General features: G+C 70.1%; 14 protein-coding genes and 1 pseudogene. 3 read left to right on the top strand and 12 right to left on the bottom strand.

What is annotated here, in order from left to right; genetic code table 11:
- Window positions 1-97 precede the first annotated feature (97 nt).
- Together H4687_RS34475 and H4687_RS48200 are read left to right on the top strand one after the other, a co-directional pair.
- On the top strand, window positions 98-2,395 hold the full coding sequence (locus tag H4687_RS34475; RefSeq protein ID WP_050399304.1) for a molybdopterin-dependent oxidoreductase: 2,298 nt from the start codon (window positions 98-100) through the stop codon (window positions 2,393-2,395).
- Between the two features lie 133 nt (window positions 2,396-2,528).
- Window positions 2,529-3,080, top strand: a complete 552-nt coding sequence (locus tag H4687_RS48200) for an EF-hand domain-containing protein (RefSeq protein WP_046919845.1) — start codon at window positions 2,529-2,531, stop codon at window positions 3,078-3,080.
- Window positions 3,081-3,326: 246 nt separating this feature from the next.
- On the opposite strand, the pseudogene H4687_RS48535 reads toward H4687_RS48200, so the two are convergent.
- From H4687_RS48535 to H4687_RS34440, 6 genes and pseudogenes are all read right to left on the bottom strand, one after another.
- Window positions 3,327-3,861, bottom strand: a pseudogene (locus H4687_RS48535) (DUF4158 domain-containing protein); the annotation flags it as partial.
- Between the two features lie 827 nt (window positions 3,862-4,688).
- A complete protein-coding gene (locus tag H4687_RS34460) occupies window positions 4,689-5,510 on the bottom strand; it encodes an alpha/beta fold hydrolase (protein ID WP_050399303.1) in 822 nt (273 codons plus the stop codon).
- Complete coding sequence (locus H4687_RS34455; protein ID WP_050399302.1) at window positions 5,507-6,688, bottom strand: aminotransferase class I/II-fold pyridoxal phosphate-dependent enzyme; 1,182 nt, start codon at window positions 6,686-6,688, stop codon at window positions 5,507-5,509. Before H4687_RS34455 ends, H4687_RS34460 begins: the two co-directional genes overlap by 4 nt.
- 8 nt (window positions 6,689-6,696) lie before the next feature.
- Window positions 6,697-7,311: an RraA family protein gene (locus tag H4687_RS34450; RefSeq protein WP_050399301.1), complete on the bottom strand. Its 615-nt coding sequence runs from the start codon at window positions 7,309-7,311 to the stop codon at window positions 6,697-6,699.
- Window positions 7,308-7,973 carry an RraA family protein gene (locus H4687_RS34445; RefSeq protein ID WP_050399300.1) on the bottom strand — a complete coding sequence of 222 codons (666 nt, stop codon included), beginning with the start codon at window positions 7,971-7,973 and terminating at the stop codon, window positions 7,308-7,310. The genes H4687_RS34450 and H4687_RS34445 overlap by 4 nt, the downstream gene beginning before the upstream one ends.
- A complete protein-coding gene (locus tag H4687_RS34440) occupies window positions 7,970-8,635 on the bottom strand; it encodes an RraA family protein (protein ID WP_050399299.1) in 666 nt (221 codons plus the stop codon). Before H4687_RS34440 ends, H4687_RS34445 begins: the two co-directional genes overlap by 4 nt.
- Window positions 8,636-8,709: 74 nt before the next feature.
- On the opposite strand from H4687_RS34440, the gene H4687_RS34435 reads away from it, so the two are divergent.
- Entirely contained in the window at window positions 8,710-9,615 is a 906-nt protein-coding gene (locus H4687_RS34435) for a LysR substrate-binding domain-containing protein (RefSeq protein ID WP_050399298.1), read from the top strand.
- 742 nt (window positions 9,616-10,357) lie between these two features.
- On the opposite strand, the gene H4687_RS34430 is transcribed toward H4687_RS34435, so the two are convergent.
- The 6 genes from H4687_RS34430 to H4687_RS34405 all read right to left on the bottom strand — a co-directional run bounded on the left by H4687_RS34430 (window position 10,358) and on the right by H4687_RS34405 (window position 17,098).
- On the bottom strand, window positions 10,358-11,488 hold the full coding sequence (locus H4687_RS34430) for an XdhC family protein (RefSeq protein WP_050399297.1): 1,131 nt from the start codon (window positions 11,486-11,488) through the stop codon (window positions 10,358-10,360).
- A gap of 165 nt (window positions 11,489-11,653) precedes the next feature.
- A complete protein-coding gene (locus tag H4687_RS34425; RefSeq protein WP_050399296.1) occupies window positions 11,654-13,849 on the bottom strand; it encodes a xanthine dehydrogenase family protein molybdopterin-binding subunit in 2,196 nt (731 codons plus the stop codon).
- Window positions 13,846-14,826 (bottom strand): FAD binding domain-containing protein, encoded by a 981-nt coding sequence (locus H4687_RS34420; protein ID WP_046917646.1) that lies wholly within the window; start codon window positions 14,824-14,826, stop codon window positions 13,846-13,848. The genes H4687_RS34425 and H4687_RS34420 overlap by 4 nt, the downstream gene beginning before the upstream one ends.
- 7 nt (window positions 14,827-14,833) lie before the next feature.
- A complete protein-coding gene (locus tag H4687_RS34415; RefSeq protein WP_046917645.1) occupies window positions 14,834-15,484 on the bottom strand; it encodes a (2Fe-2S)-binding protein in 651 nt (216 codons plus the stop codon).
- A gap of 396 nt (window positions 15,485-15,880) precedes the next feature.
- Window positions 15,881-16,294: a (R)-mandelonitrile lyase gene (locus H4687_RS34410; RefSeq protein ID WP_046917644.1), complete on the bottom strand. Its 414-nt coding sequence runs from the start codon at window positions 16,292-16,294 to the stop codon at window positions 15,881-15,883.
- A gap of 36 nt (window positions 16,295-16,330) precedes the next feature.
- A complete protein-coding gene (locus tag H4687_RS34405) occupies window positions 16,331-17,098 on the bottom strand; it encodes a glucose 1-dehydrogenase (protein WP_046917643.1) in 768 nt (255 codons plus the stop codon).
- Window positions 17,099-17,143: the final 45 nt, after the last annotated feature.

Here is a 17,143-nt window from a genome sequence, read left to right as displayed (position 1 = left end):
GGCCCGTCAACTGACGTGGAGCCACTGTGACATAAGGGGCCGCTGTCCTAGAGCCGGGGAACTTCAGAGACGGAGTTGACGCATCGTGGAACGACGCATGTCGGTTGCGACGCACTGGGGCAGTTTTGTCGCGGTGGTTGATTCCGGTCGGCTGGTACGAATCGAGCCGAGGGGCGATGACCCCGCACCGTCGCCCATCGGACCCGGCATGGTGACAGCCGCCGACGACAGCGCCCGCGTGTTGCGCCCCGCGGTGCGCAAGGGCTGGCTGAACGGCCTGCCGCGCGCCCACGACACGGCCAGGGGCGCGGACGCCTTCGTGGAGGTGAGCTGGGACGACGCGATCACCCTGGTGAGCGAGGAACTGCGCCGAGTGCGTTCACAGCACGGAGACAGCGCCGTGTTCGGCGGCTCCTACGGCTGGGCGAGTGCGGGCGCGTTCCACAACGCGCAGGGGCAACTCCACCGGTTCCTGGCGTTGGGCGGGGGGTACACCGACTCTCGCAACACGTACAGCACCGCGGCTTTGGAGGTCATCCTCCCCCATGTGATCGGCGGAGCTCCGTGGAGCTACCAGTCCCGGATGCCGATGTGGGACGAGATCGCCGACAACTGTGAGCTTGTGGTGGCGTTCGGAGGGCTGGCCCTCAAGAACAGCCAGATCAACCCCGGCGGACTGGCCAGACACCAGACGCAGGACCTTCAGCGAAGGTGCCGTGCGGCCGGGGTGCGGTTCGTGAACATCAGCCCTGTCCGCAGCGACACCGCCGGTTTCCTCGACGCCGAGTGGCTGCCCGTCATCCCCAACACCGACACCGCCGCGATGCTCGGCATCGCACACACCATGCTGGTCAACGGCTGGCACGACGAGGACTTCCTTCGCCGTTGCTGCGTCGGGTTCGACCGCTTCGCCTCGTACTTGACCGGCGAATTCGACGGCGTCGCCAAGGATGCCGCCTGGGCAGCGAGGATCACGGGCATGAGCCGGGACACGATCACCGAACTGGCTCGCCGCCTGTCCACACAACGTTCGCTCATCATGGTCAACTACGCGATACAGCGGGCGGACCACGGCGAACAGCCGATCTGGATGTCGGTCGTGCTGGCTGCCATGGCGGGCTCGATGGGGCGGCCCGGCTGCGGCTGGGGCGCGGGCTACGCGACGATGGACGCGACCGGCGTCGCCCCCGGCCGGCCCTCCGTGGCGTCGATCCCCCGGGTTCCCAACCCTGTGGCGGATTTCATCCCTGTCGCACGGATCGCCGACACCCTGCTGCATCCGGGCAAGACCATCGACTACGACGGCCGGCGCCTGACCTTGCCCGAGCTCCGCCTGATCTACTGGTGCGGAGGGAACCCGTTCCACCACCACCAAGACCTCCACCGCTTGACCCGCGCCTGGCAGACCCCTGACACGGTGGTGGTTCACGAAGCCTGGTGGAACACCACGGCCAAGTTCGCCGACATCGTCCTTCCCGTCGCCACCAGCCTGGAGCGCGACGACTTCGCCGCCGGATTCTCCGACCCCCACCTCGTCGCGATGCCGAAAGTCCGTGAGCCGGCGGGCGAGTCACGCACCGACCACCACATCTTCACCACCCTGGCCTCCCGGCTCGGATACGAGCGCGAGTTCACGCAGTCACGCTCCGAGTTCGAATGGGTCAGGCACCTCTACGAGCAGACGAGGGCCGGCCTCGGCGACGACGGGGCCCTGCCGAGCTTCGACGACTTCTGGCGAAGCTCCACGGCTGAGCTGCCGGCGCTGAGCGGCCCGTTCCCCGGCAGCTTCGAGGAGCTCCGCGCAGATCCGCAGCGTTTCCCCCTGACGACCCCGTCGGGCCGGATCGAGATCTTCTCCGAGGAGATCGACTCGTTCGGCTACGACGACTGCACCGGGCATCCGGCGTGGTTCGAACCAGTGGAGTGGCTCCGTGCCGGCCTATCGGACCGATTCCCGCTGCACTTGATCTCGAATCAGCCCGCCTCACGTCTGCACAGCCAGTACGACAACGGCGGCCACAGCCTCAAGTCGAAGATCCGCGGCCGTGAGCCCGTGACGATCAATCCGCTGGACGCCGCGTCCCGTGGCATCGAGAACGGCATGATCGTACGCGTCCACAACGACCGCGGCAGCTGCCTGGCGGGCGCAGTCCTGTCGGACGACGTCATGCCAGGCGTCATCCAACTGTCCACCGGAGCATGGTGGGACCCGGCCCAGCCGGGCCAGAGCGGCACCTTGGACCGCCACGGCAATCCGAACACCCTCACGGCCGACCGAGGGTGCTCGCGCCTGTCCCAGGGACCGAGCGCCCACAGTGCGCTCGTCGATGTCGAGCTCTACGACGGCCCCCTTCCGGACGTGCTCGCCTTCACACCACCACACCTCGAACGCTGACACGCAAGCTGCCTGCCTCTTCGGGCAGGTTCTTCGAGTTCGCCGTCGTCAAGCGCGCAGCGGGCCGCCCCGGCTGCCAGAGGCTCCACCCCCGTTTTGCAATTGCGTAATCAGATGAATACTGTGCGCAGTCGTGACTGCACTTCAAGACCTCAAGTACGGCCAGTGGTTCAGGGGCGCCGACGTCGACGGCGACGGGTTCATCACCCAGCAAGACGTCCGCGCGATGAGCGAGCGCTACATCGCCGCCCGAGACACAGCGCCGGACTCCGCGACCGCCCGCCGACTCATCGAGGGAATGGACGGGTTCTGGACCAATGTGATCGCCCCGATGGACCAGGACGGTGACGGGAAGGTCGATCTGCGGGAGATGACCGAAGGCTTCAGGAGCGTCCTGACCGACGCCGCCCTCTATCCGCAGCAGATCGCGCCGGTCACCGACTGCTTCTTCGACCTCGTCGACCTCAACGCGGACGGCAAGATCGACCAGGCCGAGTTCCAGCAGATGTTCGACTCGGTCGCCGGTGTGCCCGGCGAGGACTGCGCCACGGTCTTCGCCGCTCTGGACAGGGACGGCTCCGGTGGGCTGGACCGCGCCGAATTCCACCAGGTTCTCACCGAGTTCTTCTACGGCAACGACCCGGATGCTCCTGCCAACCACCTCTTCGGCAGGGTCACCGCCTGACAGCCCGGGATCCGACCGCCCACACCACTGCTGCGGGGCGGTCGGCGTCGGGGCCCCAGGCCAGGCAGTCCCCGGCGCGTCCCGTCGGTCGGCGGCCGACGCGTCGTTCTCGTCCAGCTCCGGCGCGTCCGGGTCGCGCAGCGGGCGCAGGGCACCGGCGGCAGGGGTCGAGGCGGTGAAGCTGTAGCGGTCGAGCAGTTTCAGGTCGCGTGCTTGAGCGGGGACAGCCGGGCGATGTCCTCCTCGCGGAGCTCGTGGCCTTCCGTCGTACCGGGCCGGCGCCGCCATGCGGTCAGGTGGGAACTGAGACAGCTTCAGCCGGCGAGCCGATACGCACTGATCTCATCCGCGCGCTCCAGCGCGCGGGCGAACGCGGTGCGCGTCATCCGCGTCGGCGGCCGGTGCAACCGCTCCAGCTCCGAGAACCGCGAGCCCTCCCGCGTCTTCAGCATCGCCACCAAGTCGCCGGGCAACGCCGGGTCCGCCCGCCGCGCGGCCCTGCGACCGTGGCGTGCAGCCGCTTCTCCGCAGCCTTCCGCGCCTCCGACACCTCCGGGCAAGCACCGATACCCCAGGCAGCAGCACCCGGTGACGGCGCAACCAGCCCACCGACTGGTCGAACAGCGTCACCGGTCCCTCGGCGTGCGTCCACACCCGCCCGTGCAGGACCGTACGGAACCGCCGCGAACTCCGCGTCCTCGTACTCGTGGTAGGCGTGGGCATCCCGGATCTCCCACGCGTGCTCGTACGCTGTCGGCTTGCGCTCGGTGTACCACTTCACCCACGGGACGCGTAGAAGCTGCTGCCCGCGCCGCGTGCCCCTGACCCCCGCGCCCACCGGACACCCGGCGGGCGGACCTTCGCGTCCGCCGCTGCCGCTGGGAAGCCCGGCCTGCGCGTCCGCTCAGCCACTTCTGTCGGCATACGCAACCGCAGCCGCGCCGACACAGCGTCGGGCGGCCGGCGCTCGTCCTGGAGCGGTCAGACCTGCAGTGACGGCTCGTCAGAACGAGCGTCAAACAAGCGTCGAAACGGCGGACAGTCCCCCCGTGGCGACGGAAACCGGAACTCCCCCACCATCCCGGCAAAGACCCGGCGCAACGCCAGGTCAAACGACGTCAGCGAGGGATACGACACGCTTGACATCATGCTGTGCGGGAAACAACTCAGGCACTACCGACCGCGTTGAGAAAACCCGAGAAACTGCAGGTCAGATCCCTTTGACACCGGCTCCAAAACCGCCACGCACTCCACGTGGGACGTCATCGCAAACACGTCACGCCGGCAAGGTCGAGAGGAACCGCAGGTCAGTAGGGTTTTCCGGGCCACACGACGGATCGTTGAACGTCCGGAGCGCCAAACGAGCGTCACGGCCGGTACGCGATGACTCCGGCGGACGGTCGCTATCACCTCGTGCGCGGCGAGTACGCTCGGGCGCCGGCGCGGGGTCCGATCTCAGCAGCTCGCCCTTGGCGTCCTCGACGGCAGGCCACGCTCAGGCCGGTGCCCGAGTCCGGACTTCCGGGCTGTTCACGAGGCGGAGGCTGTCGGGCCGGAGCCCTGGACGTCGCCGCCCGCACGGCCGACGTCGTCCCACGGCCCGAGCCGTCAGGCGCCGGCGTCCGCGCGTGAGACGAGGTCCGCGATACGGGCCCACATCTGCGGCGGGTTGGAGTACATCGGGAAATGGGCGCAGTGCTCGATCTCGGCGAGCTCGACGCCGCCTTCGGCCAGGGCGGGGAGGTAGGACAGCGTGTTGTTCTGCTCCCCGTACATGAACAGCTTCGGCGCGGGAAGCCCGAGGAACCGGTCGAGCAGCTTGCCGTGGTCGGAGAGGTCGACCATGGACGCGAAGATGGCTTTGACCGCTGCGGCCCGGACCTTGTGGGGAAGGCTCGACGCGTACAGGGCGCCACCGTAGAAGCGGGAGCCGCCGACACGTTCGGCGAACCGGGCCAGGAACTCGTCGGGATCGTCGTGGGCGTGGGTGACGATCTGGCGGCTGAGGAAGCAGTCCTCGGGTGCGATGTTGCCCTCGATATTGGTGAAGCTCGCGACCCTGCCGGGATCGCCGTCGGCGAGCATGAGTGCGGTCAGGCCGCCCATCGAGTGCCCGACGACGTGGAACCGGTCGATCTGCCGACCCTCCAGGACCCGTTCGGCGACGGAGACGAGGAAGGGGATGGAGACGGCGCCGAGGTCCGCGCAGGTGCTGGCGCCGCAGCCGGGCGCGTCGTAGGCCAGTACGGGCCGGTCGGCCAGCGCGGTCTGGTGGACGACGTCCGCGTAGTCCTCCTTCGTCGAGCCGAAGCCGTGCAGGAAGACCAGGGGCGTGCCGGTCCCACCGCGGTGGAGGCCGGACACCTCGACGCGGGTCGCGCTGACGGTCAGGGGGAGCGTGAAGCGTTCGAGCTTCCTCACCGGGCTCATCGGACCTCCTCCAGCTGTTGTGCGGCCGTCTCATGCACCGTGGATCCGCAGGCGGTCCGCAGTCGCTCGATCGCGGTGATCAGCGTGTCGTCGTCGAGAGCGAAGCACACCCGGATACGTCCGGGGGCGTTGAACGCCTCGCCGGGTACGACCGCGAGATGGACCGCGTCGAGGAGCCACGCGGCGAGGTCGGCGCTGCTGGTCCAGCCGCGGTCGCGCAGCAGTCCGCTGACGTCGGGGAAAGCGAACATGCCGCCGTCGGGCAGCGGGCAGTCGATGCCGTCGATCCCGTTCAGCGCTTCCACCAGCAGCGCGCGCCGGCGGCGGTAGTCGCGTGTGGCCTCGACAGGGGTGCCGGTGTCGCCCAGGGCGGCGAGAGCGGCCCGCTGGTTGATCGTCGGGACGTGGGTGATGGTGCGGGACACGTGCCGTCGCGCCGAGGCGATGACCTCCGGCGGCGCCGCGAGCCAGCCGACGCGCCAGCCGGTCATGGCGTGTTCCTTGGACACTCCGCCGACGACGACGGTACGGCCGCGCAGCCGCGGGGCCACCCGCAGGATCGACTGGTAGGTCCCCGTGTAGTCGAACGCCCGGTAGATGTCGTCGCTGATGACCCAGATGCCGTGCTGCTGCGCCCAGTCGGCGATCTCTCTCAGCCGGGCCTCGGGGTGGACGGCGCCGGTGGGGTTGCCGGGGCTGGAAAGGATCAACGCCCGGGTGCCCGGGCCACGGCAGCTGTCGAGTGCCTCGGCCGAGAGCCGGAACGCCTCGTCGGTGGCGACCGGGACGGCGACACCGCCGGCGGCGGCGACGACTTCGGCGTGCCCGGGCCAGCCGGGCGCGGCGACCAGGACCTCGTCACCGGCGTCGATCAATGCCTGGGTAGCAAGAAAGAGGGCGTGCTTCGCTCCGAGGGCGATCTGTACATCGTCCACGTTCCAGGGGAGCCCGGTGTCACCGGCGACGGTGGTGGCGACAAGCGCACGCAGGGCGGGGTCGCCCTGGGCCGTCCCGTAGTGGTGGGTGGCGGGGTCGCGGACCGCGGCCACGGCGGCCTCCACCACCGCCGCACTGCTGGCCGCCTGGGGTTCACCGGCGGCGAGCGTGATGACGTCCGCGCCCTGAGCCCGTAGCGCTTCCGCCTGGGCGGCCACAGCGAAGATCGGGTTGTCCGTCATCGGTGTCGTCACCGCCCGGCAGCTTCGAAGTTGTTGTACAGGTCAAGGGTGCTGCGGCCTTCCCGAAGCTGCTGCATCAGCTCGTTCTCGTGGGCCACGCGCGCGTCGGCGCGGTCGAGGATCCGCTCGGTGTCGGACGCCGGGAGCGTCACGACTCCGTCGACGTCGCCGACGACGAGGTCGCCGGTGTGGACCGTGACGCCGCCGACCTGGACGGGTCGCCCGAGAACCCCGCGGAAGTCCTTGCGGGTGCCGAGGATGGAGTTGTTGCGCGAGAAGACCGGGAAGCCGAGCCCCTCGATCTCCGCCGCGTCACGGACACCGCCGTCGATGAGGAGCCCTGCGATCCCGCGGTGCCGGGCGGCCACCGTGAGGATCTCGCCCCAGTGGCCGAAGCGGGCGCCGCCGAGGTCGGCGACCAGGACCGACCCGCACGGGGCCCGCAGTACGGCGTGGTGCAGGGCGAGGTTGTCGCCGCCGGCGCCCTGCACGGTGAACGCCGGGCCGCACAGCCGGGCACCGGCCCACAGCGACCGGATCTGGGGGGACAGGGCCACGGGGAGTCCGGACGCCTCGGACAGGGTCGCGCTGGAGTGGCCTCGGGCGAGGTCGTGCGTGCTCACGAGGGGTCCTTCCGGGTCTGGAGCGAGTGGTAGCCGTGCCGCGCACGCGCCTCAGCGAGTGTGGCGCCGTCGCGGACGGCCTCGACGATGGCCTCTTCCACTCGGTCGATACGGCGGGCGATGTCCGCGACCTCGTCCCAGCGGGCGGCCGGGACGGCCACGGCGCCGTCGTCGTCGGCCACGAGGATGTCGCCGGGATGGATGAGGACGCCGTCGACGGTGACGGCCGTCTGCACCGCGGACACCCGGACGCGGTCCTTGCCGGTGCGCATGAACCGGGAGACCGACCAGATCGGGTAGCCGGCGTCGGTCGCGATGGCGACGTCTCGGCAGGTGCCGTGGATGACAGTGCCCGCGATGCTGCGCGCGTGGGCGGCCTGGCTCATGATTCCGCCCCACACCGTGCAGTCGGTGCGGCCGGAGTTGTCGATCAGGATCACCGCGCCGGCGGGGACGTCGTCGAGGAAGTCGCCCACCGTGCCTCCGGCCTCGTCGACCGGTTCGTAGGTGACGGTGAAGACCGGCCCGACGATCCGCTGGCCCTGGCGCAGCGCGCCGATGCCGTGGAGGGATCCGGGGAGCCCGAGCGAGTCGAGGGCGTCGGAGACCGACGCGGTGGACAGGTCGGTGACGAGGCTCGAGGTGGCGGTGGGGTCACTCATCGGACCGACTCCTTCTCTCCGGCGAGGCGGGCGTCGTGCATGGCCCGGGAGAGGGGCGCGCCCGCGCGCACCTCGTCCGCGATGGCGCGCTCCCGGGCGACGGTCGCGGTGGCGATCTCGGCCACTTCCCCGGCCCGGTCCCGCGGGACGACGACGAGTCCGGTCTCGTCGGCGAGGACGACGTCGCCCTGCGCGACCGTGAGCCCGGCGACGCCGACCGGCTCACCGGTGGAGCGCTGCTGCAGCCTGCCCCGCGCCGTGGCCGGGACCGCCCCCCGCGAGAACACCGGGAAGCCCAGCTCACGGGCCTCCGCCACGTCGCGGCACACGCCGTCGGCGACGACGCCGCGCACACCACGAAGCGAAGCGCCCAGGCTCAGGATGCCGCCCCAGCACGACACGTCGGTGCGGCCCTGGTTGTCGACGACGATCACACTCCGGTCGTCCGCGCCCTCGACGGCCGTGGTGGCGATGTGGGTTCCGGCCGGGCCTTCGGTGCGCGGTTCGAGCCCCACGGTGACGGCGAATCCCACCACTGCCGCCGGGCCCCACACCGGGCGGATGCCGCCGACTCCGGAGGGAAGCCCGAGCTGGTCGAGCGCGTCGCTGACCGCGGCGGAGTCGAGCGCCACGAAGCGGTCCAGGAGAGATGAGTTGCTCATGGCTTCCACTTCAACAGCCACCGGCTATATTCGGAAGGTCTGATTTCCTCTATCAGTAAGAGGCTGCGCGAATCATGGTCGAGATCCGCCAGGCCCGCTATTTCGTCGCGGTCGCCGAAGAGCTCCACTTCGGCCGCGCGGCACAGCGGTTGCAGATGTCCCAGCCACCGCTGTCCCAGGCGATCAAGCAGCTCGAACAGCAGCTCGGCTGTCAACTGCTGCACCGTACCCAGCGGTCGGCCGCCCTCAGCCCCGCCGGAGCCGTGTTCCTGGACCACTGCCGCACCCTGATCCGGCAGGCCGAGGAAGCCGAGACCGCCGCCCGGCAGGCCGCCACCGGGCGCGGCGGACGACTGAGCCTGGGCGCCGTCGCCTCGGCCTTCTCCTGGCCTTTGCCCCTCGTACTGGAGCGGTTCCACGAGGCCCTGCCGGACGTCGAGATCCGCACTCAGGAGATCGACACCCACGAGGCCGCGGCAGGGCTCCTCAACCGCTCGCTGGACTGGGCGATCGTGCGCCAGACCGCTCCCGTACGCGGCACCACGGCGACCTCGCTCTACGCCGACCGGTTCGTCGCCGCCCTGCCGGTCTCCCACCCAGCCGCCGAAGCCTCCGGCTCCCTGGACCTGGCGGACCTGGCGGGCGCTCCGTGGGTGTGGCTGCACCGACATATCTCACCCGACTACCACGACGCCATGGCGGCCCTGTGCCGAGCAGCCGGCTTCAGCCCCGTCCCCAACCACTGGGCACGGTCGGTGACCTCACAGATCGCCATGGTCGAATGCGGCCTCGGCGTCACCGTCGTGCCCGCCACCGCGTCCGCGTCACACCCCGCCGTCCGGTTCAGACCACTCCGCCACGCGACGGCGACCATCGAACTCACCGCCATGACGAGATCCCACGCCGGCGCGTTGGCCGAACGCCTCACCGCCCTGGCAACGCAACTGACCACAGCACAGGCACCGCCACCGCACAACTGACTGCGGACGGACTCTCGAGAGCATCCTCCCGACACAGCTCTGACGTCTACCTCAGCACCGGACTCCACCCTCCGAGAATCGAGTCGAGGTCAAGGATTCCGGCGGGTGTGAACAACGGGTCACTGCGCTGATACCCCGTCAGGATCAGCGTCAGATGAGCGTCGGAATGACGTCTCACCGTCCCCGCGAAGAGCGGGCTGCGGATCCCTCATCGAACATGCCCATGCACACAACCACAGGTCGAAGGCATTCGCCAGTCACCTGACAGGCTCCACGTCGTGCGCACCCGGAAACAGGTCGGACGTACCGTCAAGGACCGAACACGCCAGAGAAAACGCAGTTCAGAGGCCCTTTGCTGCCGGCTCAAGAATCGCCACGCACTCCACATGATGCGTCATCGGAAAGATGTCGGCTTGAACGGGTCTCGGAAAAGGCCAGGTCAGAGGCCATTTCTCCGCTCGCTGTGCCGCCTGCGGGAGGCCAGAGCGTCAAACGAGCGTCACGGCGTGCAGCACGTCCCTTCTCTCCGGGACGGAACAGGCGGCCACGATCAGCTGCCCCGGCACGGCCCGTCGGCACGGCAGGCAAACCTGTGGGCTTTCGGGCTGACCGACCGGTGCACCCGATGAAGCCGTACCTCTGCACTCCATCGAGAACGCCAGGGCCTCGTTTCTTCCAGGCCGACGGCTGCTCGCAGAGGGACAATGGGGACAATGAACCCTTGTCGGTTCGTGAGGCCGGCCTACCGGTGACTCGCCGACTCCGACGGCCGGTGGATCGGGCCGGTGATCCGGGTCAGGGGTCTGCCTGTGCCGTGGTTGGCCTGGGCGATGATCTCCGCGGTGATGGAGACGGCCGTCTCCTCGGGTGTGGAGGCTCCAAGATCGAGGCCGATGGGGGAACGCAGCCGGCCCAACTGGTTCTCCGTGACGCCCTGCTCCCGCAGGCGGCGCATGCGCTCGTCGTGGGTGCGCCGCGAGCCCATGGCCCCGACGTAGGCGACGGGCAGGTCGAGGGCCAGGCGAAGCAGCGGGATGTCGAACTTGGCGTCGTGGGTGAGGACGCATACGGCGGTACGCTCGTCCACGCCGGTGCGTTCCAGGTAGCGGTGGGGCCAGTCGACGACCACTTCGTCCGCGTGCGGAAAGCGGGCGGGAGTGGCGAAGACGGGGCGGGCGTCGCAGACGGTGACGTGGTAGCCGAGGAAGCGGCCGGCCTGGCTGAGGGCTGCGGCGAAGTCGACGGCGCCGAAGACCAGCAGGCGCGGCCGGGTGGCATGGACGTGGACGAGGACGGACAGCCGTTCGGGGCATTCGTCTGCCTGCCCGCCGGTGTCGATGCGGACGGTGCGGCCCGCCCGCAGCAGGGCCCTGGCCCGGTCGGCCACAGCCCGGTCCGCCGGACCGCCGTCGACGCGCCCGTAGGCGGCATGGCCGCCGCCGAGCACGCTCAGCGTGGAGCCGAGGAGGCGCTCCGGGCCGTCCACGACCTGTGCCACGGCGACCGGTCGCCCTTGAGCGATCTCGGAGAGGGCCGTGGACACGTGCGGCTGGGCTGCGGGATCGATGCGCTGGACGAAGACGTCGAGCTCGCCGCCGCAGGTCAGACCGACGGCGAAGGCGTCGTCGTCGGAGTAGCCGAACCAGGCCCGCTGCGGAGTGCGCCGGTCACGGAGCACCTGCCGGCACAGTTCGTAGACCGCTCCCTCGACGCAGCCGCCGGAGATGCTGCCGACGGCGTTGCCGTCTTCGTCTACCGCGACCGACGTGCCGACCGGCAGAGGGGCGCTGCCGCGCACGCCGACGATGGTGGCCAGGGCGAAGGGGCGTGCCTCGCGGCACCAGCGGTGCAGTGTGTCCGCGATGTTCAGCATGGCAGTTCTCCACGGCAGGGCAAGGACGGGAAGGCGAGCGGGCCGCCGCCACGACGCGGGGAAACGTCACGCGGCGGCGGTCCTGGGAGGTCCGGCAGCCTCCGGGCAGGACGGGGCGGCCTGCCGGACGAGCGGTGTGCATCCCGCCGGACCGAAGTCCGCGGATCAGAGCAACGCCTCCGCGGTGATGGGCAGTTCGCGGATGCGGCGGCCGGTGGCGTTGAAGACCGCGTTGGCGATGGCGGGCGCCACCCCGATCATGACGAGCTCGCCGAGTCCCTTGACGCCGAGCGGGTCGGCCTCGCGGTCCTCGCCGTCCAGGTAGATCGCCTTGAGGTCGGGGATGTCGGCGTTGACGGGCACCAGGTAGTCGGCGAGGTTGGCGTTGACGATGCGTCCGTCGCGGTGGTCGGTGAGCGTGTGCTCCAGCAGGGCTGTGCCGATGCCGCCGACCATGCCGCCGAGGGCCTGGCTGTCGGCGAGCTTGGGGCTGATGATGCGGCCCGCGTCGTACACGCCGAGTACCCGCCGTACCCGCACCAGGCCGAGCGTCGCGTCGACGGCCACTTCGGCGAAGGTGGCGTTGTAGCCGTAGAAGGAGTGCCGCTCCGGGCCCGAGGGCGGCGCGAAGGAGCCGTCCGCTTCCAGGTGGGCGCGGTCGTTGCGGGCCAACAGCCGCTGGTACGTCTCACCGAGGGCCGGATTGTTCTTCACGTGCAGCCGCCCGCCCCGTACGACGATGTCGGCGGCCGGTACGCCGTACAGCGGTGATTCGCGGTCCTCGACGGCCAGTTGGATCGCCTGGCGGCGGACCTTGTTGCAGGCGTCGAGGGTGGCGGAGCCGACGCTGGCCATGGTCATCGAGCCGCCGTGCGGTGGGGTCGGCGGGTAGAGGGAGTCCCCAAGCCGGAAGGTGACCGTGCGCACGGTCAGCCCGAGGGCGTCGGCGGCGACCTGGGTCTGGGAGGTGTACGTGCCCGGTCCCATGTCAGTCGCGGCGGCATCCACCACGGCGGTGCCGTCGGCGTCCAAGCGGGCTCGCGCCTGGGCGGGCATGCGCGCGGTGTCGTAGACGCCGGCGGCCATGCCCCTGCCGATCAGCCAGTCCCCCTCACGCGTCGAGCGGGGCCTGGGGTTGCGGCGGTGCCAGCTGAACTCCCGGGCACCGACGGTGTAGCACTCCCGCAGCCGGCGGGTGGAGAACGGCAACCCACTCGACTCGTCCTCGTTCGGCTCGTTGCGCCGACGCAACTCGATCGGATCGACGCCGAGCTTGTGGGCGAGCTCGTCCATGGCCGACTCGATGACGAAGGACGCCGTCTGGAAGCCGGGGCCGCGCATGTACAGCGGTGTGGGCAGGTCCAGCGGCACCGTCCGGTACCTCTGGGTCACGTTGGGCATGCTGTAGAGCATCTGCCCGGCTGCCAGGATGGACTCGGTGAACTTCTCGTACGACGACGTCTCGGCGTCCAGCTCGTGCGCGGCGGCGGACAGCCGGCCACGCCGGTCGCTGCCCAGGCGCAGGCGGTACTCGTACGAGGGCCGGAAACCGGTCCCGAGGTACATCTGCTGGCGACTGAGGACCAGCTTGACCGGGCGCTTCGTCACACGGGCGGCCAGCGCGGCGACGACCACGTGCGGCCAGCAGCGCAGCGCCGTGCCGAAACCGCCTCCGACGAACGGCGAGATGACCCGCACTGCGTCCGTCTCCAGGCCGAACACCGCCGCGAGTTCGGTCTGCGTGCCCACCACCCACTGGGTCTTGTCCCACACGGTGAGCCTGTCGCCGTTCCAGCGGGCGATGGTGGCGTGCGGCTCCATGGGGTTGTGGTGGTTGCGGGCCGTGCGGTATGTCAGGTCCAGCCGTACGGCCGCCGAGCGCAGGGCCGCTTCGGCGTCGCCGCGCGCGTAGTTGGTCGGCTCGTCCGGTTCGGCCTCGGTCAGGTCGGTCGAGGGTTGTTCGGCGTCGTAGCCGACCTTGACGAGGCTCGCGCCGTGCTGGGCGGCCTCCAGCGTGGTGGCGACCACGACGGCGACCGGCTGGCCGTGGAAGAGCACCCGGTCGTCCTGGAAGACCCGCAGCCTGCGCCCGGGCGGGTTGTTGGAGCCGGAGTTGTCGCGGTACGGCAGCTTCGGCGCATTGCGGTGGTGGATCACCTTCAGTACGCCCGGAAGGGCTTCGGCGGCGCCGCTGTTGATCGACATGATGCGGCCGAGGCCGATGGCCGCGTCGACGATGACGGCGTGAACGGACCCGTCGACATCGTGTTCGGCGGCGTACAACGCCTTGCCCGTGACCTTGAGCCGGCCGTCCACCCGGGACAGCGGCGCACCCACGGCTGCCTGCGGCTGGGGGCTCACTTGGTACCTCCTACGACGCGCAGCTGGCGTTCGACAGTGCGCTTGAGCAGCTCGACCTTGAACCGGTTGTGTTGCAGGGGACGGGCGCCGTCCGCCGCCTTGGCGGCAGCGGCCGACCAGAGGGCCCCCGAGGGGCGTTCACCGAGGAGGTGCTGCTCGACGGCGGGCAGTTTCCAGGGCACGGTGCCCACTCCCCCGGCGGCGACCTTGGCCTCGCGGATCACCCCACCGCGTACGTGCAGCGCGACGGCCGCCGACGTCAGGGCGAACTCGTAGGACTGCCGGTCCCGCACCTTGAGGTAGCCGGACCTGAGCGGGCGCGGAAGTGCGGGGATCTCGACCGCCGTGATCAACTCACCTTTACGCAGGGCCTGTTCGCGTTGAGGTGTGCTGCCGGGACGCAGAAGGAAGTCGGCGAAGGGGACTTGGCGTGCTCCGTCCGGGCCCAGCAGGTGCACCCGGGCCTCCAGGGCGGCGAAGGCCACGGCCGCGTCGGACGGGTGCGTGGCCACGCAGGCGTCGGAGGTCCCGAGGATCGCATGGGTGCGGTTGAAGCCGTGCAGCGCGGCGCAGCCCGAGCCGGGCTCACGCTTGTTGCAGGCGGCGGTCACGTCCCGGAAGTACGTGCAGCGGGTGCGCTGCATGATGTTGCCGCCGATGGTCGCCATGTTCCGCAGCTGGGCCGACGCGCTCAGCTCCAGCGCCTCGGAGACGACGGGGTACAGGGTGCGCACCTTGGGGTGGGCGGCGGCCTCGGACATGGTCACCAGAGCGCCGATACGCAGGCCCCCGCGCTCGGTGACGGTGACCTCGCGCAGCGGCAGGCCGGTGATGTCCACCAGGGTCTCGGGGCGTTCGACGGTCTCACGCATGAGGTCGACGAGCGTGGTGCCGCCGGCGATGTAACGGCCGCCGCGTCGGCCGGCGTTGAGCGCCTCATGGGTGTCGGACGCCTTGGTGAAGCCAAAGGGATACATCAGGCCCTCACTTCCGGCCGGCGGTCTGCCCGACCGCGCGCACGATTTTGACGTAGCAGCCGCAGCGGCAGATGTTGCCGCTCATCCACTCGCGGATCTCCTCCGGCGAACCGGTATGACCTTCCTGGATGCAGCCGACGCCGGACATGATCTGTCCGGGGGTGCAGTAGCCGCACTGGAAGGCGTCCTGGTCGATGAACGCCTGCTGCAGTGGGTGGAGTTGATCGCCCTCGGCCAGGCCCTCGATCGTCGTGACCTCAGCGCCTTCCAGACGCACCGCGAGCGTCAGGCAGGCGTTGTGCCGCTGCCCGTCGACCAGGACGGTGCACGCCCCGCAGGCACCGGCGTTGCAGCCCTTCTTCGAGCCTGTGAGGCCGAGGTGCTCACGGAGCAGGTCCAGCAGAGAGGTGCGGTTGTCGACCGTCACGGTCCGGCGGGTGCCGTTGACCGTCAGGGAGACGCGACTGGAGGGCGGCGCCTCGGCAGCGCTCACCTCCTGCGCGTCGGCCAAGATCGTCCCGCCGATCACACCGCCCGCGACCACGGCACCGCCGACCGCGGTGCTGGTTGCGATGAACGTGCGCCGACTGGGTGCCGAGGAGGACTCGTCGGCTCCGGTGGGGGGAGGAACGTCGAATTCAGGGAGTTCAGCAGACATACGTACGCCTTCGCATCACGGACGGATCCGTCGTGCACGACAGAGGGACGGCAGGCGGGATCGTCGCCACCACGGGCATCGGTGACCGCTCACCTCGACAGGGGGCTGGTCTCGCGGGAAGTCTTGCACCACCGGCAACACTCGTGGCAGGGAGACTTTCCTCCCCCTTTACGCTCCGTCAGGAGCGAGTGGCCCACGTCATCGGGGGCACTTGCGCACGGGGCGAGGCGGGACAGAACCGCGTCGCCCCCCGCTTATGGGTGCGTCCGCGTCGCTCACCACGTCGTCGCGTGTGGCGGACTGATCGTTCGCTCCGAGCAGGTCGCCGACACGGCCCCTCCCCCGGGACACCGTGACATCCCGTGTCGGCCCGGGGTGTGTGATCGAGGGGCGGGGTTACTGGTTGCGGGTGCGGGGGCCGTTGTACTGCTGGTCGGTGACCGGATCGGCCCAGGCGGTCTCTGGAGTGCCGTCGCCGGAGCCCTCCCACAGGGCGATGTGCTCCATGAACCGGTCGGGGGTGGCGCCGTGCCAGTGCTCCTCGTTCGGCGGACACGTGACGGTCTCGCCGGGGTGGGCCTCGAAGACGGTGCCGTCCCGGGTGCCGATCAGGGCGATGCCGGAAACGACGTGCAGGGTCTGGCCCAGGGCGTGGGAGTGCCAGTTGGTGCGGGCGCCCGGCGAGAAGCGCACCAGGTTGGCACGCATCCTGGACGGGGCCTGGCCGGCCACGATGACGTCCCACCACACGTCGCCGGTGAACCAGTCCGCCGGGGCCTTGCTGCTGGGCTGCTGCTTGATGAATTCCATGACGGAGCTCCAGTTTTGTCGATGCGTCGGTTGTCTCTAGCGGGCGACGTAGCCGCCGTCCACGGGGAGGGCGACGCCTACGACGAAGCCCGCTCCGGGACTGCACAGCCACAGGACGGCCTGGGCGATCTCCTCGGCCGTACCGAGGCGATTGATGGGCTGGTCGGCCTCGGCCTCGGCGCGGTCGAGTTCTCCCTTGGCGATCATGTCGCTGACCATGGGGGTGTCGATGGTGCCCGGGCAGATGGCGTTGACGCGGATGCCGCGCGGGGCGTATTCGAGTGCCGCGCTGCTCGTCAGACCGATCACGCCGTGCTTGGAGGCGTGGTACGAGGCTCGGCCGGGGAGGCCGACCAAGCCGCCGAGGGAGGAGCAGTTGACGATGGCTCCGCTGCTCTGGGCGCGCATGTGCCGAAGTTCGTGCTTCATGCAGGCCCAGATGCCACGGAGGTTGATTCCGTTGACGCGGTCGAAGCGTTCGGCGGGTTCGTCGGCCGCGTCGCTCGGCGGGATCTGGATGCCGGCGTTGTTGTAGGCCATGTCGAGGCGCCCGAAGGTCTCGACGGTGCGGTCGACCGCGGCGGCGACCTGGTCCTCGTCGCTGACGTCGCAGGTGAGGGCGAGGACTTGGTGCCCGGCGTCGGCGAGTTCCTTCGCGGCCGCCTTCAGGGCCGCTTCGTTGACGTCGGTGAGGGCGACGGCGGCCCCGGACTCGGCGAACGCGCGGGCGGTCGCCAGGCCCATGCCGGCGCCTGCCCCGGTGACGAGGGCGACCTGGCCGGTGAAGTCGTAGGTGGGATTCACGTCGTGGTCTCCGTTCAGTGCAGAGGTACGGGTGGCGCGAGTGGC

The organism is Streptomyces stelliscabiei (assembly GCF_014873495.1).
In the GTDB taxonomy this organism is placed as follows: Bacteria; Actinomycetota; Actinomycetes; order Streptomycetales; family Streptomycetaceae; genus Streptomyces; species Streptomyces bottropensis.
The sequence above is the reverse complement of the archived record's forward strand: the minus strand, read 5'-3'. Positions and strand labels throughout refer to the sequence as shown.